The 23,364-nt window shown below is 70.8% G+C and carries 14 protein-coding genes; 4 read left to right on the forward strand and 10 right to left on the reverse strand.

The window, feature by feature from the left end:
- Positions 1-902 precede the first annotated feature (902 nt).
- Positions 903-1,121, reverse strand: coding sequence for a hypothetical protein (locus AC068B_RS32470; RefSeq protein WP_478675117.1), 219 nt, complete (start codon positions 1,119-1,121; stop codon positions 903-905).
- A 500-nt stretch (positions 1,122-1,621) separates the two neighbouring features.
- Here AC068B_RS32470 and AC068B_RS32475 point away from each other — a divergent pair, with 500 nt between their 5' ends.
- Positions 1,622-2,248, forward strand: coding sequence for a restriction endonuclease (locus tag AC068B_RS32475; protein ID WP_478675287.1), 627 nt, complete (start codon positions 1,622-1,624; stop codon positions 2,246-2,248).
- 354 nt (positions 2,249-2,602) lie between these two features.
- Here the strand turns inward: AC068B_RS32475 and AC068B_RS32480 are convergent, their stop codons facing one another.
- Complete coding sequence (locus AC068B_RS32480; protein ID WP_478675118.1) at positions 2,603-3,895, reverse strand: hypothetical protein; 1,293 nt, start codon at positions 3,893-3,895, stop codon at positions 2,603-2,605.
- Between the two features lie 39 nt (positions 3,896-3,934).
- Complete coding sequence (locus AC068B_RS32485) at positions 3,935-4,798, reverse strand: hypothetical protein (RefSeq protein WP_478675119.1); 864 nt, start codon at positions 4,796-4,798, stop codon at positions 3,935-3,937.
- A gap of 287 nt (positions 4,799-5,085) precedes the next feature.
- Here AC068B_RS32485 and AC068B_RS32490 point away from each other — a divergent pair, with 287 nt between their 5' ends.
- Positions 5,086-5,895 carry an SAVMC3_10250 family protein gene (locus AC068B_RS32490; protein ID WP_478675120.1) on the forward strand — a complete coding sequence of 270 codons (810 nt, stop codon included), beginning with the start codon at positions 5,086-5,088 and terminating at the stop codon, positions 5,893-5,895.
- A gap of 83 nt (positions 5,896-5,978) precedes the next feature.
- Here the strand turns inward: AC068B_RS32490 and AC068B_RS32495 are convergent, their stop codons facing one another.
- Genes AC068B_RS32495 through AC068B_RS32515 form a run of 5 tightly spaced genes read right to left on the reverse strand, consistent with a single transcriptional unit; the run spans position 5,979 to position 13,097 of the window.
- Entirely contained in the window at positions 5,979-8,228 is a 2,250-nt protein-coding gene (locus AC068B_RS32495) for a helicase associated domain-containing protein (protein ID WP_478675121.1), read from the reverse strand.
- A 25-nt stretch (positions 8,229-8,253) separates the two neighbouring features.
- Complete coding sequence (locus tag AC068B_RS32500; protein ID WP_478675122.1) at positions 8,254-9,579, reverse strand: AAA domain-containing protein; 1,326 nt, start codon at positions 9,577-9,579, stop codon at positions 8,254-8,256.
- Positions 9,576-11,072 carry a hypothetical protein gene (locus AC068B_RS32505; RefSeq protein WP_478675123.1) on the reverse strand — a complete coding sequence of 499 codons (1,497 nt, stop codon included), beginning with the start codon at positions 11,070-11,072 and terminating at the stop codon, positions 9,576-9,578. The genes AC068B_RS32500 and AC068B_RS32505 overlap by 4 nt, the downstream gene beginning before the upstream one ends.
- Positions 11,069-12,205, reverse strand: coding sequence for a hypothetical protein (locus AC068B_RS32510; RefSeq protein WP_478675124.1), 1,137 nt, complete (start codon positions 12,203-12,205; stop codon positions 11,069-11,071). The genes AC068B_RS32505 and AC068B_RS32510 overlap by 4 nt, the downstream gene beginning before the upstream one ends.
- Before the next feature lie 37 nt (positions 12,206-12,242).
- Positions 12,243-13,097: a hypothetical protein gene (locus AC068B_RS32515; RefSeq protein ID WP_478675125.1), complete on the reverse strand. Its 855-nt coding sequence runs from the start codon at positions 13,095-13,097 to the stop codon at positions 12,243-12,245.
- A 133-nt stretch (positions 13,098-13,230) separates the two neighbouring features.
- Here AC068B_RS32515 and AC068B_RS32520 point away from each other — a divergent pair, with 133 nt between their 5' ends.
- The gene (locus AC068B_RS32520; protein ID WP_478675126.1) at positions 13,231-14,520 is read left to right on the forward strand and encodes a metallophosphoesterase family protein; all 1,290 of its coding nucleotides are present in this window, start codon (positions 13,231-13,233) and stop codon (positions 14,518-14,520) included.
- A complete protein-coding gene (locus tag AC068B_RS32525) occupies positions 14,517-17,678 on the forward strand; it encodes an AAA family ATPase (RefSeq protein ID WP_478675127.1) in 3,162 nt (1,053 codons plus the stop codon). Before AC068B_RS32520 ends, AC068B_RS32525 begins: the two co-directional genes overlap by 4 nt.
- 61 nt (positions 17,679-17,739) lie before the next feature.
- Here AC068B_RS32525 and AC068B_RS32530 read toward each other — a convergent pair whose 3' ends face one another.
- Positions 17,740-19,092: a DUF2399 domain-containing protein gene (locus AC068B_RS32530; protein WP_478675128.1), complete on the reverse strand. Its 1,353-nt coding sequence runs from the start codon at positions 19,090-19,092 to the stop codon at positions 17,740-17,742.
- Positions 19,089-23,330, reverse strand: a complete 4,242-nt coding sequence (locus AC068B_RS32535) for an SbcC/MukB-like Walker B domain-containing protein (protein ID WP_478675129.1) — start codon at positions 23,328-23,330, stop codon at positions 19,089-19,091. The genes AC068B_RS32530 and AC068B_RS32535 overlap by 4 nt, the downstream gene beginning before the upstream one ends.
- Between the last annotated feature and the right edge of the window lie 34 nt (positions 23,331-23,364).

Genomic DNA, 23,364 nt, shown 5'->3' on the forward strand with positions numbered 1-23,364 from the left:
GGGCCTGGCGGCCCGTCAGGTGTGCTGTCGTCGTGCCTGGCGGCACGACTGTGTGTTAAGTGTGAGTGTTGGCCCTGGCGGGCCAACTTCTTTGGTTTCTGTGAGAGTTAGCAGGCCTGCCCAGCCTGCGCTGACGAGAAGGTGTGTCCTGTCTGGCGGCAGGACGGTGGTGTTGAGGGTTTGTTGTCTTCCTTGGGTATGAACGGGCCTGGCGGCCCGTCAGGTGTGCTGTCGTCGTGCCTGGCGGCACGACTGTGTGTTAAGTGTGAGTGTTGGCCCTGGCGGGCCAACTTCTTTGGCTTTTCTGCTGCTGTTGCAGTGGGGGCTGGGTTCGGTCGTGTCCCTCTCATCAGGGTGGACCGGAGTGTGGGTGTCGATCGGTGTCTCTGATGTCAAAGCTCTGGCGTTACGCAAAGATTTGAGTTCACTCCCCTACCCTGGAGCCTGAGCGTCTCTCTTTGATGGCTCAGTCGGCGGATCGGAGCCTTCCGTGATCGTTACTGGTCGTGACAGCCGTTTGCAATACCAACTCCCCTGCTTGCAACGCTGGTTGGGATCAGGCTTGAGGCTGCGTTGCCAGTACCCGGCGCTTTGATGGACGGTTGCATCGCTTAGACGGGGACCACCCGGGGCTTCATGGCGCTCGTGAGGGTGAGCGGGCCGGCGGCAGCTGACCATCTTCGTGTTCGTCTCGATGGTCGCGCTCGGCTTCGGCAGCATGAACGGCTCCTCCAGACAGTCCGGATCGGGCAGGCCTCAGCCGGGGCGTCTGCCCGGTGCGCTTCCCCGGCTGGGAGGCCCCTAAGAAGCCGACCCGACCGTGTCGTACCCGGTTAAGTTCACCTGAGGCCTACGTCAAAGGGCCCCGTCCGAAATGACGGGGCCCTTGGTGCGCGGGCAAGTCAGCGGTGTGCGGCCGGCTCGGAGTGCGACGGCGAGGTGCTGGTGGTTGGCGGCTTGGTGGCATCGCCTCCGCCGCCGGACATGGCCAGCAGAAGAAGCAGGATCAGCACGACACCACCACTGCCGGTCGCGACGGCTCGCGGGCTGATCATGCGGTGGTGCCCGCGCACGCGGGTGCCGTCGGTGCGGGTGTAGGGATGGACGTAAGCGGTCGGCACGGGCTGGGGCCGCGGGGCCGGGCGGCGGCGCGGCACGGTCGTGGTTATGGGCGCGGCGGTACGCGGGCGGGATCGGCGGTAGTGGCCTTTGACGGGGGTGCCGTCTCGGCGAACGTGCGGACGGACGTAGGGCACGGTGTGGGGTCCTCGCGGTGAAGGGGGTTGGTGTGGCGTCCCCCGGGGTGGGGTGTCCGGGTTGTCCTCGGCTCTTTCGACGGTAGCGACGCCCACTGACAGTCGATCTACGTCAACTCCCCTTACTTGGGAGGAAGTTGGGCTGCACACGGTGGTTTTCAGTCGGGCAGGAGCAAGCGCGGGGTGGCTGTCAGTGCCGGGTGCTGTCATGAACGGAGGCGGGGAAAACTGCAGACGAAGGGGGACGCCGTGCTCGATGGGGAACCGGCCGGGCCTGGCCGTACTGGGCCCGGGCGACGGCACAATCGCGTCGTGTTCGACGGGGCGGGCCGGTGAGCCGCCGAAGGCGCCGTCGTGACGAGGACATGTACGTCGCCTTCGGCGTCCTGGTCCTGGTCGGCCTGCTGCTCGTCAAGGTCGCGCAGTGGGTGTGGGCGCACTGGTGGGTGCTGATCGTGGCCGGGGTTCTGGCGGTGGGCGCGCTGGCGGCCTGGGGCTATCGGCGCGTGGAGCGGCTACAAGCGGCGCAGCTGCGCACCGAGGGCTTGGTCTACTCGCTGGGTCAGTTGGATGCGATGCACCACAGCATGTTCGAGAACGCGATACGTGACCTGCTGGCTCGGGACGGCTCTCGTGACGCTGTGCGCTGCGGCGGCCGGGGTGACCTCGGCGCCGACGTGAAAGGGCATGATCCGCTCGGCCGCCTCTGGGTGATCCAGTGCAAGCACCGCAGGAAGGGCCTGGACGGTGCGGCGGTGGGCACCCCGGACCTGCAGACCCTCAACGGCACCGGCCGACCGGTACACAAGGGCGACGTCGTGGTGATGGTGACCAACGGAAGGATCTCGCAGCCCGCCCGGGACTTCGCCCGCAGCCAGCGCCTGCACCTGGTCGACCGGCACCTGCTCGAACAATGGGCCCGTGGCACCCGCCCGCTCTGGGAAATTCTCCCGGCCGTCCCACCCCCGAGAAAACAGCCCCGCCTGCCCTAGCGGCGCTCCTCCCCCGTACGACGGGTGCATCGGTGAGGTAGAGAAGTTCGTGACGGACTTCCTTAAGCGCCTATCCCCTTAATCGGTCCCCAAGCACGCGCCCGTTGGCCAGGGCCAGCAAGTAGCAGACTGCACCCGATTTGCCGTGCCTGATCAACGGCGCTGTCTGGGCGGGGGCTCGATGTCCACAGGCTGGGTCGTCACGTACCAGGAACCCCGCTCACCGAAGTCTTCTACGACCAGGACACCCGGGCGGGGCAGACGCAGCGTGCAGACGGCCGGAGAGCCATCCCATCCGTCGGACGAGCGCGCTCCGCCCAGAGTGCTGAGGAAGGCCGGGCTGCCGTGGCGTGGTCAGGTCCGCTTTGGCTCGTACGGGCTCCAGCCATGCAGATGGGGCCGCAGGCTTTCGGGGGTGGCTGCCGGTGGTTCCGGGAGCTCCGGTTCCTGGAGGGCGGGGTCGATCCGGTCGGCATGGGCGCGGGCCCAGGCAATCCATGCACGGCCAGCTTCCGTGGTGCCAGCGGTCGCGTTCTGCTGGTCTTCCAGGGCGTCGCAGTAGGCTCGGATAGCCGTGGCTTCCTGCCACGCCTGGACCTGTCCGCGCAGGATCTTTGTGCGGTGGTCTTCCACCAGGGCGGTGCGCGCTTGTCCCATTGCGGCCAGCCAGCGTTGGCGTGTCTCTTCTGCTTTGTGCTGCTGGGCCAGGCGCCGTTCGGATTCGGTGTGCGCGCGGTGGGTGATCTCGCGGATCAGGTCCGAGAGCCGGTCTTCCAGGCGCCAGCGTTGGCGGTCTCCCCAGTGCGAACGGCGGCCTGGGTGGGCGTAGGTGTGCTCGAGGCGGAGGTCGAGCTGGTGAGAGGGGTGCACGGTCCGTGCTGTCACGCGCTGCCAGGCGTACTTCGCCTCGCTGGGATCGGGGGCCTCGTAGGAGCCTTCGTCGAAGGTGAGCGGGAAGGTGCTGTCGGCGATGGTGATCACGAGGCTGCCCCGGGAGCCGGCTGCGGGATGGCTGAGCATGTAGTTCTTGTCTTCGGCGGCGCAGCACAGGGCGTGGAGGATGCGGCGGGCGCGTGGCTGGCAGTCGGGGCAGACCGGGAGGGGCGCCTCGGCGGCCGCGAGGTGCAGGCCCTCTGGCGGCAGGTCGTCGGCGACCGGGACGGCTTCGTCTGGAGGCGTGGAGCGTGCGGGCGAGGTCCCGGGGTGCAAGGTGATGACCATGTCGCCTCTGTCGCGGCCGGTGTGCCGCAGATGGTGGCCTTCGGGGACCAGGTGGTCGGCGCGGGCGGTGTGCAGGGCCCGGCGCCAGCGGGCCCGTTCATCGGGAGTGGGGTCTGTGATGCGCAGGGTGCCGTCGGCCTGTTGGAGGCGGGTGATCAGCTCGGTGGCGTCGGCTGTTCCTGACGAAACTGCGTCTGTGGGGGCCGGAAGGCGGGTGGCGTCGGCCAGGGCCAGTTGTTGGCGGCCTGCGTCGGTGGGCGCCGCGCTCCATCGGCCGTCGGCCTGCGGGGTGGTGACCAGGCCCCGGTTGCGCAGCGCGTAGACGGTGGTGACGAGGCCGGATTCGTTTGAGGTGACCGGGGTCTCGCCGTCACAGATGCGGCGCAGCACGGCGAGTTGGCGCTCGTTCAGCTTGGTGGTGGCCACGGATCCGTTCCTGTCGGTGACGCCAATGAACCGGGCGGGTCAGTCGTCGCGCTGGGCCTGGCGCAGCACGTCGAGCGGAATGCCCAGGTCGCGTTCGAAGCGGTCGGCTGCTGTGGTCTGTCCTCTCTGGCGCAGGCAGTCGATGGCCTGCTCCATGAGCTTGCCGATGCGGAGCACTTCGTTGCGCAGCGCCTTCAGCTCCTCGAAGTTCTCCACGGCGTCGGTGCCGCACCAGCTGCGCAGGAGGTCGCGGCCGGGTTTGGAGTCTCGGTCGACCTCCGCACAAATCTCGGGGCTGATGTACGTGCCGGGGTTCTTGCCGCGGCCGCGGTAGTAGTGGCCGTAGATGGCCTCTTGGCGTGCCTGGCGTTCGCGCTCGTCCAGAAGGGGCACGAGGTGGTCGGCCCGGGCGGCGGCCAGGCGGGAGGCCACTTGCACGGTGACGGGCCAGGGAGCGGTCAGGCAGCCCTCGTCGTCGGTGGAGACCCGCGGGTCGGTATGGAAGAAGGCGTCGGAGACGTCGAGGAGCGCGGCCAGCGCGGGCGCATCGTCGATGTAGAGCAGGCCCCGGTCGCGGGAGTTGACGCCGAACGACATCGCCTCGCCCGCCAGGTGCTCGTCGAACAGGATGGTGACGGCCCGGAAGGCGGGATCGTTGTCGTCTGGGCTGTCCTTCATCAGTTCGTTCCACTGCCGTTCACGTGCCAGCCAGGCGTCCCTGTCGTGCCACCGCACACGCAGCCGGGCAGAGGGCACCCATTCCTCGCGCCCCTCCGCCTCCTCGGCGACGAAGCGCACTTTGACGCGCGGTGGACGCTGCGTACCGACCTTGACGACCTCGACCTCGTCGACCCGGCCGTGATGCGGTGCAATCCGGTGCGCCCACCGCTCCCCCGCTTCCATACGCCACCGCTCCCCTCGTTCGAAGCTTGCCCTCCATCGTGCTCGTATCCCAGCAGAAAGATGCCGGATCGTGCCGAAGCGCGGGTCGGCTACTCCACGCCTCACCCGGGGAGATGAAGCAGATGTCCAGACCTGGCATGTTCCCCCGGGGCCCTGCCGCCCTGGTGACGGAGCATGCACGGAGTGCGCCGCCGTTGTCCTCCTGCGATGGCTCGCGAGGCCTCGGGCGGGGCAGATTACCTCCAGCATCACGACAGTGGTGGAATGGCATGCGAGTGGGGGCGCCCGTGCGGGAATTGCAGTATCTGTCCACGGCCAAGTTGGATGACTTCTACGAGCCTCCTCGCAGGGCCCACCGGTCCCTGGAGGCGGAGGCCGGCGCACTTGGTATCAGTGCCCGCCTCGTGCTCGGCCCAGAGAACGTTGTGGAGCCCGCGGTCGCCGAGCGGGATGCCGGACGGCTGGAGAAGGTCTTGGCGCATCTTCGGGAGAAGTGCACGGCTCATACTCAGAAGCCAGCAACTTGCCAGGAGCTGGGCGCGGGCGCCTGGCTGGAGTTCTGCGGGCGCTTCCTCTACGGCGCGGCGGCAAGGGATCTGGGGCTTCGCGACCACGGTGTTTTCACCTGGAGGTCGTTGGAAGAGGGCAGCTGTAAGCACCGTGATGACGAATTCTGCAGCCATATCCAGCTGTTTCTCTGCGGCTCGATCCAGCATGTGCGGGACCACCGTGAACATCCGCCCAGCAGGATGGGATCCGGCTCGGACTGGCTGCACGATCTGGCAGCGGATCTGGTTGCCCGGGAGGCCGGGGGCGATACGTCGCTGCCGAGTCTGCTGCACTCCACCGGGATGAATGACCAGGAATTCGCGGCTCGTTCCGCGTTCGCGATGCATGCCGACCACCGGACCGCCGGCTATCTGAGCGGGCATGCACGGGTGCTGTGCAACTTCCCGCCGGAGCCTCTGCGGCACCGGCTGATCGTTGCGACCCCTTTGTATGTAGAGACCGGGCTGCAGCCCCCGCCGGTGGAAATGGACTCGGCTTCGTCACCCCCGACAGGGTGGTTCGCACGCTGGCGCCGTTGGCGCACATGACTCCTGTGTGCACGCGCAGACACAAGCGCCGCTCAGGGCACCCGCTGGCAGCGGTTCGGTTTGGGATGCTGCCCGTTATGCGTTCACAGGCCAAGTTCCGCCAGTGCGGCCAGGCGTTGTGGCGACAGGTGCGTGCGACGCCGTTTGAGGTTGCTCAGCCATATGCCCAGACGGATCGGTTCCCCGTCGAGGTTCTCGATGTGCCGTTGCGGCACATCGAGGTGTCCTTCTCGGTCGAGGAAGGCACGGGCAGCGGCGAGTGCGTGCTGGAAGGCACGCTCGCGTGCCGGCAGCGGGCTGTCCTGTACGGGAGCGGTCCGCGTGGAAGCGTGGCCTGCTTCCAGCTCTGTGAGGAGGCGGCGCTGCTCTGGGTGCAGGTCGGCCGGGCGTTGTGTGGTCAGCCACTGTCTGACAGTGCCGGAGGGGTTCTCTTTGTGCTGGCGCGCGTGGTGGAAGGCTCTTTGCCAGGTCAGTGGCCAGAGCGGGTTCCAGTAGGGGTCCAGGGCGGTGAGTGCCGCTGTTCTTTGGGCGGTCAGGCGGGAGGAGCGGGCCCGCTGGGTGGCCAGCCAACGGCCGAGAGGGAAGCCGTCGTGGACTTCGTCCACTGGTGCGGCGAGGTGGCCGTGGGTGGCCGCGTATGCGGTGGCATGGGCGAGTCCGCGGTCGAACGCCTGTTGTCGGGGGTCCCAGATGATGCCGAGGCGGTCGAGGGCGTGAGTGCGGGCTGGGTCGAGGGCGCCGGTGGTGTGGAGGCGGCGCTGCCAGGTGAGCCAGCGGCCCAGAGGATACCCATCCCCGTCTTCGTGGGCTTGCGGGACGTCGAGGTGGTGGTAGGTGCGGTGGTAGCGGCGTGCGGCGGTCAGGCCGCGGCGCCATTCGGCGCTCTTGGGGGCCAGTACGCGCAGGGAGAGGGCGAGGGCGACTTCGTCGGCCCTGGTGGGGCGGTCGAAGCGGAGCCAGGCCTCGGGGTCCTCGGGAGGTGCGGTGGGGCGGTGGGTGCGGGGGTCGGCGAGGCGGGCCTCGAGGCGGTCGTCGTGGGCGCGCAGGGCCTGGATGGTGTGCCACAGAGGGGTGTAGGCGTCGGCGCCGAGGAGGTCGTCGGGGTCTTCGTCGGGGGTGAGGTAGACGGGGACGACGAGGGTGGCTTTCTTGCCGGCGCCGGGTTGTTGGCGCAGGGCGCGGCCGACGGCCTGGACAGTGTCGACGGGGCTGTTCTTGGGGTCGGCGAAGACGACGGCGTCGATCGCGGGGACGTCGATACCTTCACCCAGGACCCGGGCGTTGGACAGGACGGCCGGGGTGTCAGCGGTGTGGGAGGCGAATTCGAGGAGGAGGCGGCGGCGGACCTGGGGTGGGTGGGTGCCGCTGATCCAGTCGGCCCACAGATGGGTGGGACGCAGGCTTTCGGGGAGGGCGGCGGCGGTGGTGGTCAGGGTGGTGGCAAACGCGCGGGCGTCGGCGACGCGGTGGTGGAAGGTCAGGACGCGGCGCAGGTGGTGGTCGTGGATGGCGCGCAGGGCGGCGACCTGGCGGCCGGCCAGGCGTAGTCCGTCGATGCCGGCGCCGGGGCCGGTGGCGAGCCAGTCGCGCAGGTCAGTGTCGGTGATGACGGGGACGAGGATCTGGTAGTCGGCCAGCAGGCCGAGGTCGATGGCGTCGGAGAGGGTGAGGCGGTAGGCGACGGGTCCGAAGAGGGTTTCGTCGTCCATGGAGGCGGCCCCCTGTCCCCCGCCGTCCCCGCTGCTGTTGGTGTTGGTGGTGTCGTCCCAGATGCGGGGCGTGGCGGTGAGGTAGAGGCGGCGGGTGGTGGGGAGTTGGTCGTCGTGGTGGACGGCGGCCCAGGCCTTGCCGAGGCGTCCGGCGGTGCGGTGGGCCTCGTCGACGACTGTCAGGTCCCAGGCGGGCTGGTGGTGGTCGCGGTGGGCGGCGACGACGGCGGGTAGGGAGGCGTAGGTGGCGTAGACGGTAAGCGGTCCGGTGCCGGCCTGTGCGGTGAGGGCGGCGAGTTCGGCGGGGTTGGTGGTGAGGGGGACGTCGGCGCCGAGGGGGTGGTGGTCGAGGGCCTGGCGGGCGGAGCAGACGGCGATAGCGGGGCCTTTGCGGCCGGCCTGGCGCCAGGAGCGGATGGTCTGGGACAGCAGGTCCAGGGTGGGCAGGAGGACCAGGACGCGGCCGCAGGGCGCGGTGCGCGCGGCGGTGCGCGCGGCGATGAGCGTCTTGCCGGTGCCGCAGGCGGCGATGACGCTGGCCCGCGGATGGGTGCGCAGAGTGCGGGTGGCGGCCACGACGGCGTCCCTTTGGTGCGGGCGCAGCGTCAGTTCGGTGGGGGCCATGGGCGTTGGGCGCTTCCTGGAGGTGTCAGGCGGGGCGGACGCGGTGGTCGGCGAGGTGGGCGAGGACGTGCTGGTGTGCTTCCCAGCCATCGGGGAATTTCGCGGGCACGTTGAGGTGGACGGGATCGTTGGAGGGGTGGCTGTCGAGGAGGTCGGCGATGCCAGCGCGGGCGACCATGATGCAGGCGTGGCGGTGGCGTGAGGCGAGCACGCACAGGCGGCCGGCCTCCAGGTGGAAGGCGGAGGCGTCGCGGCGTCCGGACAGTGGGTGCAGGACGATGGTGACGGCGAATTCGCGCCCCTGCAGGCGGTTGGCGGTGTCGGCGCGGACCCCGCCGGTGTGGGGGGTGTGGTTGAGGAGTTGCTGGATGTGGCGGGCCTGTTCGCGGTGTGCGGTGCCGATGGCTATGTCGGCGGGCTGGAGGCGGCGGCCATGGGGGTAGTTCTCGCAGACGGCTTCGGCTCCGCGTATCAGCAGGCGGGATGCCAGGGCGACGGTGGCGTGGGCGGCCTCGGCGTCGACGCGGGCGGTGTGCCGGGGCGGGAGTTCGTGCAGGGCCCAGCCGGTGCGGGCGGCTTCGTCGAGGGCTGCGTCGTAGGGGTCGTGCAGGCCCGGTGTGGTGTAGGCGAGTGCGCGCTGGTCGGGGGCAGTGCCGGGGTGGAAGGGGGTGAAGGGGTAGAAGGCCCGGGAGACGAGGTGGGCTGCCGAGGGGGGAAGGCGCCAAGAGACGGGCAGGTTGTGGATGGTGGCGTCGTTGTGGTTGGTCAGGACGGTGACCGCGTTGTTCATGGGGTCGTGGGGCAGTCCGTTCCAGCGGGGTGTGCTGACGGTGGAGAACGGGTCGAGTTGGCCGGGGTCGCCCACGAGGAGGGTGCGGTCGAAAAGCTTGGCGATCAGCAGGAGGGCATCGGAGCGCATCTGGTAGGCCTCGTCGAGGATGGCCCATTGCCAGTGGGGGCCGTCGACATAGGCCCATTTCATGGCGGTGGCGATGATGACGTCGCAGGCGAGGAGGTCTTTGATGTCCTTGCTGATGAGGGTGTTGCTCAGGGCGAGGACCGATTCGGGTGCCTCGTAGCTGTGTCCGGCCAGGCGGCCCAGGCGCAGCCGGGGGCCTTGGGGGTCGGCGAGGCGGATCAGGAGATCGTCGACCTGGTGGTTGGTCTGGGCGACGATGATGCACCGTTCGCCTGCGGCGGCGAGGGTGCGGGCGGCGCGGACGACCAGAGTTGACTTTCCGGCCCCTGGGGGCGAGTCGACGACGACGGGCCGCGTGCCGGTGCCGGTCAGTGCGGTGAGGACGTCGGCGACGGCCGTGTGGGCCAGGTCTGCGCGCGAGGGCTGGGTCATGGGCGGGGCTCCTCGGTCTCCTCCAGGGCGGCGACGGGGTGGTTGTGCTGGGGGCCGCCGTGGGTCCAGGGGGTGTTCTCCCGGGTGGGGAACGGGGGGCGTTGGAAGAATTCGGGGGCGAAGGTCAGCTCCAGGCTGTCGCCGACGGCGGGGACGGAGTCGGTTCGGGGCTTGGCCACGGTGCCGGTGAGGGTGGTGATCTCCAGCAGGAGGTCCGTGCCGTGCTCGCGGGGTGTGATGGCACGGACGGCCAGGTGCAGGCGCGGGTTGCGGGGCCCGGCGAGGAGGTTCCCGGTGTCCAGGCGCACGGGGTCGTCTGTGTGCAGGGTCAGGCGTGGGCGCAGTAGGGGTCTGCCCTTGGCTCCGGGGACGGTGTGATGGGCGTCGACGTCGGTGACGGCGCCAGCGAGGGCCTCTCCGGTGGTGCGCCGCTCGGCCATGAAGAAGGGGTCTTCCAGGGCGCGGTGGGCGTCGAGGGCGCCCTGGGCCAGCTCCATGCGGGCCAGACGGCGGGCGGCGGAGACGGCGTCGTCCTTGATGGGCTGGGGGCGGCCGTCGGTGGCGAGGTGGGCGGTGTAGGCGGTGAAGCGGTCGCGGTCGGCAGCCCAGCGGTGCTCGGCGTCCTGGGTCTGGGGCAGGGTGCGCAGCAGGCCGAGGGCGCGCCAGGCGTCATTCCAGGTGGGCTCGAGGTATTCGCGCAGGAGGGTGGTGAGCCGGTCGGTGTGGCGGATCATTGCGCCGGTGTTGGCTTCGCGGGCGGCGTCGTTGTAGGCCGTCAGCAGGGGGTCGAGTTCGAGGCTGTCGAAGGAGGGGTCGGTGGCCGGGCCGGCCGGGCGGTGCAGTTGGGGGTCTTCGGCCTGGTGGGCGGCTTCGAGGCCGGTGGTGCCGGGCGGGGGGTCTATCCAGGCGAGGAGAGCGGCGAGGTGTTCGTCTTCCAGGCGGCTCTGGCCGGTGATCCAGTGGGTGGCCAGTTGGTCGGTCAGGGCCAGCAGGAAGGCGGAGCCGGGGTGTTCGGCGTGGTCGGCGAAGAAGGTGAGCCACTGGCCCAGGCGGCCGGTGCTGTGGGCCGTCTCGGTGCCGTCGGGGGGCGGGGTGAAGCGCAGGGCGCGGCCCAGTCGCTGGATGTAGGTGAGGGATTTGCGGTTGGCGACGAGGAGTTGGGGGGCGTGGGTGTGGCGCTGGCGGGCGGGTCTCTTTCCTTTGACGGGCAGGTGTTCGGTGTTCTGGAAGCCGTCGATGTGGGCGAGGACGTGGTCGGCGAGTTCTTGCAGGAATGCGGTGGGCCGCCCGGCCGGAGGTGCGACGAGCAGGTGGGGGCGGGCCGGGTCGGTGCCGAGCATGACGGCCAGAGGGCTGGCTTCGGTGCCGGAGCGGTTGAGCGGCAGGAAGACCAGGGGCTGCTCGGCGAGGTAGAAGTGGCGGATCGTGCTGGCGGTCTGTGCGGTTTCCTTCTCGGCCGCCTCGAGGCGCAGAAGGGTGGACAGGCGGGTCATGCGGCCCCCCGTAGTTGGGCGCGGACGGTGTGGGCGTGGCGGAGGGCGGCGGCCAGGTCGCTCTGGTCGGCGGCCGGGGCGCGTGTGTCGTCGGCCAGGCGCAGGGCGGTGCTGATGTGGTCGACGCCGCCGAGGTCGTCGCGGACGTCGGTGCCCAGGACGTCGATCAGTCCCTCGTCGCGGGTCTGGCTGCGGCAGACGTAGGCCAGGTCGCAGAAGTGGCGGCAGGCGGGGGTGTAGCGGATGGGGAGGGTCCTGAGGGCGGCCTCGAGGTCCTTGGGGTCTCGGGTGGGCCGCTCGTCCGGGCCGGGGGCGAGGTCGAAGGTGGTGGAGGCGGGTACGTGCTCAAGGAGGGGCTCGACGCGGGTGAGGCGGCTGAGCTGGCGGGTGAGGGCGTCGATCTTCTGGCGGGCGTCGACGCGGCTGGCGGTGGGGCGGCGGGTGAAGTTGCGGGGCGTGACGAGGATGACGTCGTGGGCGACCATGCGCTCGGCGTCGAAGCCTTCTTCTGCGAGGAGTTCGCGCAGGGCGAGGACGTAGGCGGCGGCCTGGGTGACGGCGGCGGCCACTTTCACCGGGCTGGCCTGTCCGTCGACGACGGCGAAGGACTTGATCTCGATGATGTGGAAGACGCCGTCGATCTGGAAGGCGACCACGTCGGGTTCGAGGAAGACGCGGTGGCCGCCGACGGTCAGCTGCAGGACGGGGTGGTCCAGCAGGGTGCGGGCCGGGGTGGTGGAGCGGGCTGCTTCCAGGATGGCGTTGCGGGTGTAGGTGTGGCGCACTTTGAGGGTGGCGTCCTGGGTGCCGACGGCCGAGAGGTCGGTGTGTGCGGCCTCGGGGAGCGGCAGGTTCAGTACGTCGCGCAACAGGCGTACGAGTTCGGCGCCGCCGTCTTCTTTGACCTGTTGTTCGAAGATGGCGCCGCTGCGCAGCGCGATGGAGGATTTGGCGAGTGGGCGGGGTTTGCCCAGGTGGACGGCGATGGCGTCCTTGTCGATGCCGGCGGCGTCCAGCAGGGCCCGCCGGGCGCAGCCGGGGTTGGCAGTCAGGGCCGCGATGGTGCGGGCGTCGTGTCCTTTGGCGGGGGCGGGGCCGCGCAGTGCGTCGAGGCGGTCGTTGAGCTGACTCACGAGGGGTTCCTTGCAGGGGCGGGTGGGGTTGGGGCGGTCAGGGTGCGGAGCGTAGGCGGCGGGCGGACTGGAAGGATCCCCCGAACAGCAGCGCCGTGTCGTCGAGTTGGCTGCGGGCCCGGGCGGCGGCCTGGGTGCGGGTGATGGTGTCGCCGTGCGCGTGGAGGGCGAGTTCGTCCCGGGCGGCTCGGCGCAGCAGGGCCAGGTCGGTGGGGAGGGTGGCCGGGACGGGTTCGGGGGTGGCGGGCTGGGCGCCGGGGATGTTCTGGGCGTAGCGGGCAAGGAGTTGGCGGGCGGGCAGCGGCAGGGCGTCGGGGGCGAGGCGTTCGGCGGCGTCGGCGATGTTCAGGGCGCTGGTGAGGAAGTGGACGCGGGCGCTGAGCGGGCCGACGATGCGGTCCTGCAGCGGCCAGGTGCTGACGGTGAGCAGGCCGCGGGCGGGTGAGAGGAGGTCGGAGGTGAGCGCCGGGCACAGGTAGTAGGGGCGGGCGCCGGGGGCGCTGCGGTAGGAGCGTTCCTCGTCGCGGCGCAGGCTGGTCAGCCGTGAGGGGGCCAGGGCGCCGGCGAAGAAGGCCTCGTGGACGGTGCTGATGAGTTTGGGGGCAGCGGGCACTTCCAGCAGGGTGAGGACTTGGTGGACCTGTTCGCGGGCGGGCAGCAGGATCTGCGGCTCCGCGGGGGTGGCGCGGGGCGTGTGGTCGGGGCTGCCGGTGTCCTTGCGGTCTTCTTCGTTCTCTGTCTGCTCGAAGAGGGCGTCCCATGCCTGCTGGGTGCGCCTCAGTTCTCCGCGCAGCTGCTTGACCTGGTTGTTGTCACGGGCGAGTTGAGCGCTTCGCATGGCCTGTTGCAGCTGCTGCATGCGCTGTTCGAGTGCGTCCAGGTGCTCGTGCATGGCGGCACCCTACCGCATTCCAGGGTTTTCCAGTTTTCTCCTGTGTTTTCTGTTGTAGAGTCTTCGTCACTTCGTCAACTGCCCCTGCCGCAGCGGGCGTCGGGTGATCCTGCCTGCGCCGAGGAGAGCCTCCATGAGAGTTCTGCACACATCCGACTGGCACCTGGGCAAGACCCTGCTGCAACGCCGTTCACGGGACGAGGAGTTCGACGCCGTGCTGGCCGAGATCACCGCCGTCGCGGACAGCGTGCAGCCGGACCTGATCGTCCACAGCGGCGACCTGTTCGACTCCTACCGCCCCGCGCACAAGGACGTCCTGCGCGCGATGCGCTGCCTCAACAACCTCGCCCGCACTGCCCCCACCGTGGTCCTGGGCGGAAACCACGACTCCCCCGAGCTGTTCCGCCTGCTGGACTACCTGGCCCGCCTGCACGGGGAGGCCGACGGCAGCGGCCTGCGGTTCGTGCACAGCCGCGGCGACACCGAGCCGGGCGCCGTACTCGACTTCACAAGCCGCGACAAGCGCGAGCGCATCCGCCTGGCCGCCCTGCCGTACGTGCACCCCAACCGCTACCTGCACCTGTTCCCCGGCTTCGGGACCACCGAGGGCGCCTACGCAGCCGGCCTGCGCACACTGCAAGAGGGCCTGCTGGCCCGTCTCCGCGAGGGATACGTCCCCGACACCGACGTGCTGCTGTTCACCGCCCACCAGTACGTGGCCAGCGCCGTCCCCGGGCACAGCGAGCGGATGTGGGAGGTGCGCGAGCCCTACGCCACCGACGCCGACGCCCTGCCCCCGGTCGCCTACTGCGCCCTGGGCCACATCCACAAGCCCCAGCCGGTCGGCAGCGGCCATCCGCCCGCCCGCTACGCCGGCAGCCCGCTGCAGATGGACTTCGGCGAGAGCGAGGAGACCAAGAGCGTCACCATCGTCGAGGCGAGCCCCGGCCGGCGCACCCTGGTCACCCCGCACACCCTCCACGCCGGACGGCGGCTGGCCCACTTCAAAGGCACCCTCGACGAACTCCGCGCCGCCACGCACCAGTACAGCGGCGTCTACCTTAAGGCGACCATCCGCAGCGACGAACCCGTCCCCCGGCTCGGCGAACAGGTCGCCGACCTGGTCCCCGACGCCGTCCTCGTAGACGTCGAAGAAAACTGCGCGGCCACCCGGGCCACCGTCCTGACGAGCGCCGACGCGGCCGACGCCGAAGACCCCGACATCCCCGCGGCGTTCAGCGCCTACCTCGCCACCACCGGCACCCCCGGACAGTGCGCCGACGACGTGGTCGCCGCCTTCACCGAACTGCTCCACACCACAGAAGCCGCCCCGCCGCCCTCCCCGGGTGAGCAGCTGCTCACCCGCGCCCTCGCCACCCCCTGGACCAAACCCGCCGCCGACGCAACGGAGAGTGCACCGTGAAGATCCTCCGCCTGACCTTCTCCGGCGTCCGCAGCTACCCCGGCACCTGCACGATCGACTTCACCGGCAAGACCCTCATCGGCATTCTCGGCGACACCGGCGCCGGCAAGACCAGCGTCCTGGAAGCCATCACGGCCGCCCTGTACGGCAAGTGCTCCTGGACCGACCGGGTCGCCCAGCTCCGCTCCGACGACTGCTCCACCATGATGGTCGAGCTGGAATTCACGGTGGAGGACCGCACCTGGAGCGTCCACCGCGTCTTCCACGACACCCGCCCCACCCAGGCACGGCTGACGGGGCCCGACGGCAAGCACACCGACGGCGTTCGCCCCGTCGACGACGCCGTCCGCCGGCTCGTCGGAATCGACTACGTCACCTTCAAGTCCTCCGTCCTGGTGCCGCAAGGACGCTTCGACGAACTGCTCAACGCAGGCGATGCCGACCGCACCCGCATCCTGAAGTCCCTCTTCGGCATCGATGAGCTGCAGCGCGTGCGCCAGCTCGCCATCACCTCCCAGGACCGGGTCAAGGACCTCATCGGCCAGGCCCGGATGCAGGACGCCCGCCTCCACGAGGACCCGCGCGCCACCGCCCAAAGGGCCCGGGACCGTCACGAGACGGCCGCCGCCGGCGCCGACGACCTCGGCCAGCGGCTGACCGCACTGCGCCGGCTACAGACACGGGCGACGCAGGCCACGGAGCACGCCCGCCGCAGCACCGCAGCCGCCGCCGCGCTCGACGAACGCCGCGTCACGGACCATGACCGCATCACCGCGAACGTCCACAGGGCCCAGGACGAACTGCAGGCACTGCAGGAGGCCAACACCGCCGCCGAGAAGGCCGCCACGGACGAACTCGGCGACGTCACCGGTCAGCAGGAAAGAGCCGACGCCGCGGGCCTGAGCACCGGCGCGCTCGCGGCGGCCGCCCAGGTGCTACGCGAGGCACCCTCCCGGATCACCGCACTGGACCACGAGACGCAGGCGCACACGCAGTTGCTGGACGAGCTGGCCGAGGAGGAGGCGGGCCTGGCCCGGCGCGCCGGCGAACTGCAGGACACCGAACGGCACATCGCCGACCTGAGCAGCCGGACGCAGGACGCCCTCAAGGAGTCCGACGCCGCCGCCCGGGCGCTCGACCGGCTCACCGCAGCCGTGGGGCACACCGACCGCAGCGCCCTCGCCCTCGCCCAGCGGCGCACCGAACTCGCCCTGAGCCGCGACAAGCTCGCCGACCTCGCGCAAGCGCCCGCCGACAATCCGGAGGCGGCCCGCCGGGCGCACACGCAGGCTCAGCAGGCACTCGACGACATCCGGCGCCAGGAGGCCGCGCACACCGCAGGCGACGGCCTGGGCTCCGGGGACGACTGCTCCGTGTGCACCCGGCCACTGCCCGAGGGCTACCGGCCGCCGCCCCCGCGGGACGCCGCCGCCATCACCGAGGCCGCCGCCGCACTGGAGACGGCCGCCGCCGGCGCCGCGGCCGCCGAGCGGGAGCACATCCGGCACACGCACGCCGTCGAGCAGCTCCAACTGGCGGTGCACGAGGGCGAGCGCCTGGTACGGGAAGCCGAATCCCGGCTCGGAGAAACCCTGCCCGCGGTAGGCGCACAGGCCCAAGATCTCGCCGCGTGCACCGCCCACCCGCGGCCGGCCGCCTACGCCAAGGAGCTGGAAGGCGCCCTCGCCGCAGCGGTGGCCGGACCGATCGACACCGAGCGGGAGGAACCGGGAGACCTCCTGCTCCGGGACGCCCGGGGCCGTGTCGCCCAGCTGCGGGAGGCGGCGGACGACACCGGGCAGGAACTGGCGCGGATCCGGGCGTCGTTGAACGTCGAGCGCGCCTCGCTGGAGGAGGCCACGCGGGCCCTGGCCAAGGCGCGCACGCAGGCGCAGCGCACCACCGGGCGCCTGGCGGACGAGCGGGACGGACTGCTGGCCTCCCTGGCCGCACTGCCCGGCACCGTGCAGGCCCACTTGCCCGGGCCCTCGGTGCTTCCCACGGTGGACCACCTGCAGGCCGGGGCCGGAGCCGTACAGGAAGAACAGGACCAGCTGGCCCGGCTGGCCCGGCAACAGCAACAGCTGCACACGCGCGTGCAGTCGCTGCTGACCGAGCGGAGCGAGCTGGCCGGACGCCGCGAGCGCGAAGTCGTCGCGCCGTTGCACCAGCTGGAGGCACGACTGCAGCGATGGGCGGACAGCGCGTCCACCGCCGCCGAACTCGTCCAAGAGAAGCAGCGTCCCGTGCTGCCTGCCACCGTCGAGGCCGACGACGCCGCGGCGGCGCAGCAGTGCGCGGCGGCCCTGGCAGCCGCCGACACGGTGCTGACGGCCCTGCTGGAGGAGCACGGCACCGTGGCGCGGGCGGCAACGCAGGAACTGGTCGAGCAGTTGTCCGCACACGCCGCGCAGGTGGCCACCGCCCACCCCGACTCCCCTGCGCTGCTGCTGCCCGGCGAGAGCGATCCGCTGGACTCCACACTTCTGGACAGTCTCAGCAGCCGGGCCGGCACGCTGCGCGGCGAGGCCGCGCGAGCCCGGCAGGACGAGCAGGAGGCCCTGTCCCAGATTCCGCACAAGGAGCAGCTGACCGAGGCGCTCGCCGCCGGGGAGCGCCAGCTGGCCGCCTGGCAAGCGGTGAGCACCCACCTGACGGACGGGAAGTTCCTGGGCCACCTGACCGACCTGCGCACGCGTGCTCTGCTGGCGCACGGCAGCGAGCTGCTTCAGCAACTCTCCGGCGGCCGGCTCGGCTTCGCCGCCGACTTCGACGTCGTCAGCCTCGCCAGCAACATCCCCCGCAGTTCACGCACGCTCTCCGGCGGCGAGACGTTCCAGGCCTCCCTGGCCCTGTCGCTGGCCCTGATGGAATTACATGGCCGCAGCGGCACCCGCCTGGAGAGCCTCTTCCTCGACGAAGGATTCGGCACCCTGGACACCGCGTCCCTCGAGAGCGCCCTACAGGTCCTGCGCGACCACGTCGGGGGCTACAAACTGCTGGCGGTAATCAGTCACCTGCGGCCGGTCGCAGAGACCGTGCACGACGTGCTGTGGGTCGAAAAGGACCATCGCGGATCGACGGCACGATGGCTCACCCCGGCAGAGCGCGACGTCCTCGTCCGCGAGGACCTGCACAATCTCGCCGACCTGGCGTGAGCGCGCGATGATCCGCCACGCTCCGTCCCCTGTACGTCCCTGGCACGGCGCAGCCGTCGGCCTACGCCTCCTGGCCGCTTCCCAGACCACGCTGTGCGGGAGCCCGCCTCCGCTCAGCTATACGCGAGCCGGGGGAAGGGATCTGCGGTGTACCGGACGCAATGTCGGTGAGCAGCGCGGCGAGGAGGCCTTCCTCGTAGGCCGGCAGGGCGTGCTGGAGCATCGCAGGTACCAACTCCTCGTCCCACGGAGCGTCCGCGCTCTGCAGGTTCAACGTGTCCTTTCCCTCGGCGTCTTCCGGGACGGTCGCGCGGTAGTCGTCTGCGCTCATCCGCCATGCGACCGCGTCAGGTGCGGCGGTAAGGAGGGCACGCATGTGCGCCAGGCCGGCCTGGTCGAAGTCTGCGCGCACGGCGATGTTCCAGCCGGCCGCCGACAGGGCGCCGATGGCTTCGCATTCGTGCTGGGAAGGCGTGCCGGCCGTGCAGATCACCCGCGGCGTCACGGAACCGTCCTGGGTGAGGTCTTGGCTGCTTGCAGCGGCGAGGACGGACGGATTTTCGGTGACGAAGACCCACATGCCGGGGTCCCGGGGAGGCTCCCAGTCGATGGCGGTCAGCTCTCGGGGCGGAAGGGTGAAGGTCGCGCCCGGCGGGATTCGCCACCCGCGGGGCGTGACCCCGGTGATGATGAGTCCGCCGAGGAGGTCGTCGAAATCCACTCCGAGGCATGCCCATCCCGAACGTGCAGGCATGCCGGCGCAGCCTGTCAGGGCTAGCACCAGTGCGGGCAGGGGGCCTGTGTCGAGTGCATGGGGGTTGCCGGGGACCAGAAGACGACGGTCGATGCGTTGTCCCGCCGGGGGCAGCCGGGCAACGACCTGGAGTGCCTGGTTGAGCAGATTCGCGTGGCCCGGCGTATTGAGCAGCCGGGTGACCCATCCCAGCGTGCGAAGCCGGCTGAACGCGGTGTCCGGCCCGACGCGTGCGCGGGTGTGGTGGGGCAGGTCCGCCGCTGCCTGTTCGAGTTGGGTGCGGATTCGGTCGGCTGCGGCGGTCTGCTGGGCGCGGCGGCGGGCGTTGACGGCCAAGCGTCGGCCGCAGGCATGGGCGGCGACGGCTCCGGGAGTGAGACGGGTGCCTCGGACCGCCACCGCGGACGCCAGCCGGTCCAGGCTGATGCGGCGTCTTTGTCCTGGTTCCAGGGGCCGTCCGTCGACGAGACCGGCTGCGGCGGCCCGTTGGGCGGGGACGTCGGGCACCGTCACGGTCACCGTGGGGCCATCGGTGAGGCACTCGTCGCCGCGTCGGTCGGATGCGGCAGCCAGGGCCTGCCACAGCCAGGCGAGTTCGGGCGCGAGCAGCGGTGCCAGATCGGCCCCCTCGCATGCTCCGTCGCACAGGGTGCAGCTCATGCCTCTCCCCCGCTCTGGGGTGCAGGGTCTGTGTCGCCGGGCAGGGGCTGGTCCGTGCGGATCTGCATGGGAAAGGCGACCACGGTGCTGTCGGGAGCGGCTTCGAGGTCGTGGGCGTCGATGCCGTCCCAGGCACCGGGTGCGCCGTCCCAGAGGTAGGAGGTGCACAGGATGTCCAGGTCGAGTGTGGCGAGGTAGCGGGCGAGTCCTTCGCGGCCTCGTTCGTCCACTTCGGCGGGGACTTCGTCGAGGGGGACCAGGCGTAGTCCGGTGGTGGTGAAGCGGTCATAGCTGGCGGCGATGGCGGCCAGCATGGGGGCCAGGACGACAAGGCGGCGTTCGCCGCCGGACAGTCCGGTGCGAGGCCCCCAGATGCTGGTGACGGGGGCGCCGTCGGAGCCGGGCCGTTCGACGAGGTAGTGCACGTCGACCCAGTTGCGGATGTCGACGGCGGTGGAGAGGCGTTCCGCCATGGTGGTCCCGTCTGTGGCGGCCAGCAGGGCCTGGAGGGCGTGGCCGACTTCTTCCTTCTGAGCGTCGGTGCGCAGTGCGTCGCTGATTTCGCAGCACAGGTGGAACACGGTGCGGGTGGCGGTGTCGAGGTCGGAGCGCAGGTTGATCTGTACTTGCACGCCGACGCCGGAGGATGCCTTGGCGGCCCGCATCTTGCGGTTGACGTCCTTCCTCCAGCCGGTCAGGTCGGCCCAGGCGGTGCCGATGGCGGCGGGCAGGCGGCCGATGACGAAGTCGCGCAGTGCGGCTGCTTCGGCGGCGTCGAGGGCGGCCTTGGCCCGGTCGGCGAGGGTCTGGGCACGCTGGGCGGCATCGAGGGGGTAGTAGCGGGTTTCCGCGTGGGTGAGGACGAAGGTGTCGAGCTCCTCGAGGCCGGCGGGCGGCTCATCGCGGGCGACGGTCCAGGTCTGGACGAGTTCGGCGCGGACGGCGTCGTAGCGGTCGCCGAGGGTCTTCTTGGAGGCGGTGGGGCGGTGGGCGAGGAGGGCCTCGACGGCGGTGAGGCGTTCGGCCGGGTCGGTGCCCGGGGTGGTGAGGCCCGGTTCGGCGCCGAGGGCTTGGGCCAGGGGCGGCCAGGCGAGCAGCGTGGCCAGGTGCGCACTGGTGGTCTGTTGGAGGGGGAGGATTTCCGTGAGCCGGTCTCGTGCGGTGGTGAGGTCGCTTTCGCGGCCGGCGAGGTCCTTCTGCGTCTCGACGACGTGTTCGGTGGCCCGCTTGTGCTGCCTGCGCAGGTCTTCTGCCCGGGCCTTCGCCTCCTCGTAGCGGCGTGCCGCGTCTGCGGCGTCGCCGTGCGACTGGGCCTCGGTGAGTTCTGCCTCGGTCTCGAGCGCGATGGTGTGCAGGTCCTGGGCGGTGTGCTGGAGTTCGCCGAGGCGTTCGGCGAGGTCTGCCTCATCGGGCAGGGCCTTCACGGTCCGCTGGATCCGGGGCAGCAGCCGGGTGGAGAGCTGCGAGGCACAGGTGCGCAAGGTCTTGGCGTGGGCGCCGCATGTGTCGATCAATACGGTCAGGTCGCTGGGGTCGGCTGGCAGGTTCAGGCTGCGTGCGCGGGTTTGCCAGGCGGTGTGCAGGCGGGTGTGTTCTGCCGTGGCGTGTTCGGCCTTGCCGCGCAGCGACTCGGCGGCGATGCGGCATTCGTTGGCGGTTTTGGCGGTGCGGACGCGTTCGGCCTCGGCCGTGGTCAGTGCGTCCCTCGGCGGGAAGGAGCGTCCCTCGGCGCGGAGGGCGTCGCGTTGTTGTCGACGCTCGGCGGCGAGCGTGCGCTCGCGGGTGGCGCTGGCGTCGAGTTCGTGTGCGGTGGCGTCGAGTTCGTCGGCCTTGGCGCGTGCTGTGGCCAGGCGGGTACGGGCGCCGATGTGTGAGGCGGCGGGAATCGCCTGCTGGACGGCACGCAGGGCAGTAGCAGGGTTCGCGGTGAGGGGGCCTGCGGTGAAGGTGCCGTCGCGTCCGATGGTGAGGGCCGCGCTGTGTTGGTGGGGGGCGGCGGCCGTGTCTGTCAGGGCGATGCGTTGCAGGACTGCGTGGACGAGGTCGGCCTGCGGATGGGTGGGAACAGCGTCGAGGACCGCGGTCAGGTTCGGCTCCTGGATGGGGCCCGCAGGAGTGACGTGCCAGGTGCGGGTGGTGGCCCCGTCCGAGTGGAGGTGGGCGCCGAGGATGCCTGCGCTGGCGAGGGCCAGTTCGAGCAGCGCCTTCTGGTCGTCGGCGTTGTCGAGGATTGGGTGCCATTCGAGGGCGCCGCCGAGGGCGGTGTCGTCCTCGCCCTCTCCGGCCCAGGCAGGGCGGGGTAGCGGCAAGAGCTGTCCCGAGCGCAGGTGGCGGGCGCCCGCGCGGTGCTGTGCGGCGGTGGCGTCGTGGCTGGCGGCGGTGGCGAGGTGTCCTCGTGCTGCGTTCTCGTGTTCGGCGGCGAGGGTTTCACCGCTGCGCAGGGCCTGCTCGGCCCAGGTGTTGAGCTGGTCGCGGACGGTGGCGGGTTCCGCGTCGTGGAGGGCTTCGACGTCATCGGTGTCCCACGCGAGCGAGGCGTCCGCGGTGGGTTCCGGTTCGTTGTGCAGACCCCGCAGGACGGGGTGGTCTGGGGCCCATTGGGCGACGGCGGTCAGGCTCTGGTCGGCGGCCGAGCGGGCGGCAGCGGTGGCGCGTTCGTGGGCCTGGCTGGCTTCGTCGTAGAGGCTCTCGGCCCCGCTGGCCTCGTGGTGTGCGGTTGCGGCTGTGCGTTCGGCTGCAGCCACCGGGTCGTGGTCGCGCAGGACCAGTTGGGCCTTGTCGGCGGTGGAGCAGTGTTGTTGAGCTCGGTGCTGCCAGGCGGTGGCGACGTGGTCGAGGCCGTCACGGTCGTAGGTGAGGGTCAGGCCGGGTCCGGGGTCGGCGACGCGGTCGGCGACCGGGCGGGTGATGCGGCCGCGGGGATGGTGGGCCAGCAGGCTCTCCACGGCAACGGGTGTCGCCCCGGCGGCCTCTGCTGCAGCGGCGAGCTCCTGGAGGTCGCCGCTCATGTCGTCGAGGGCGGCCTGGCCGGTGCGGGTCTGTGTGCGGGCCTGCTGGGCGGCGGTGTGCAGGCTGTCGTAGCCGCCGGATGCGGCGCGCTGCTCGGCGCGGAGCCGCTTGCTCAGGTCTATGACCTGCTGGTGGGAGCGGTAGGCGTGAGTGTTCTCGATGGCCCGGATGGCGGCCTGGGCCTTGTCGGACTCGTTGTCGAGATGGTGGGCGGCGCCTTGCGCCTGCTCGGCTTCGGCTTTCGCGTGTTCCAACCGGCCTGTGGCCTTGCGGAGTTCACGCTTGCGGTCTACGGCCTTGCCGTGGGCGTCCCTTGCGGCTGCGTGGGCGGCACGGGTGGCGTCGACGACGTGTCCGGTCCACACCTGCGCGAAGTCCTGCAGGAGGGTGGCGGCGTATTCATCGCGTTCGAAGGCTTCTCGGGTGGTGTCGGATTCGGCGAGGGCCTCGGCCGTCGCGGTCAGGACGTCCTCGGCCACACCGGGCAGGGACTGGCGCAGCGCGTCGGCGGCCGCGGACGCGGAGACTTCGCCCAGCAACGTGGGGTTGCGGACTTCCCGCAGCCGTGAGGCGAGCAGGCGCAGTTCGCCGGACGTGGTGGCCCAGATGCGGGAGGCCAGTTCTTCGACGTACTCCTCGGGACCGGGGAACACGCGTCCGCCGGCGTTCTCGACGGCGGCAGTGAATTCCTCGAGCTCCAGGGCGCTGTTGCGGGGGCCCCGCAGCGGCAGGTCCTTGAGCGGTTGGCCGGGCAGGGTGAAAGGGACGATCCGAACGGCCGGCGTGGAGCTGGGTGAGTACTGCAGGCGTACACCGAAGCTGACGGTGCCGTGGCTTGCGGCCGGTTCTACGGACGTGTCGGGGGCTGCTTCACCGGCCGGCGCGGCGAACGTCAGCCACAGGTACCCGTAGCGGCGTCCCTTGGCGGGGGCACCTTCGCTCATCAGGAGTTTCAGCGTGGTGGGACGGGCTTTGCCGGCGGCCAGCTTGGCGGAGTTGAGGTCGAGCAGGTAGGGCCACAGGGCTTCCAGCGCGGTGGTCTTGCCGGTGCCGTTGGGGCCGCGCAGCAGCAGTCGGCCCGAGGGGGACGGCAGTTCGAGGTCGCCGTAGCGCCACACGTTCGACAGCCCGGCGGCGACAAGTCGCCAGCGGCCTCCGAAGCGGTCTGTGTTTCCGCTGGGGGCCGGCACGGGCGGCTGGGAGAAGTCCAGGTCGAGGATGTCGCTCATGCCGGGTGTCCCTCCGTGGTGCGGTCGGTGTCGG

Source organism: Streptomyces sp. NPDC042371 (genome assembly GCF_056437465.1).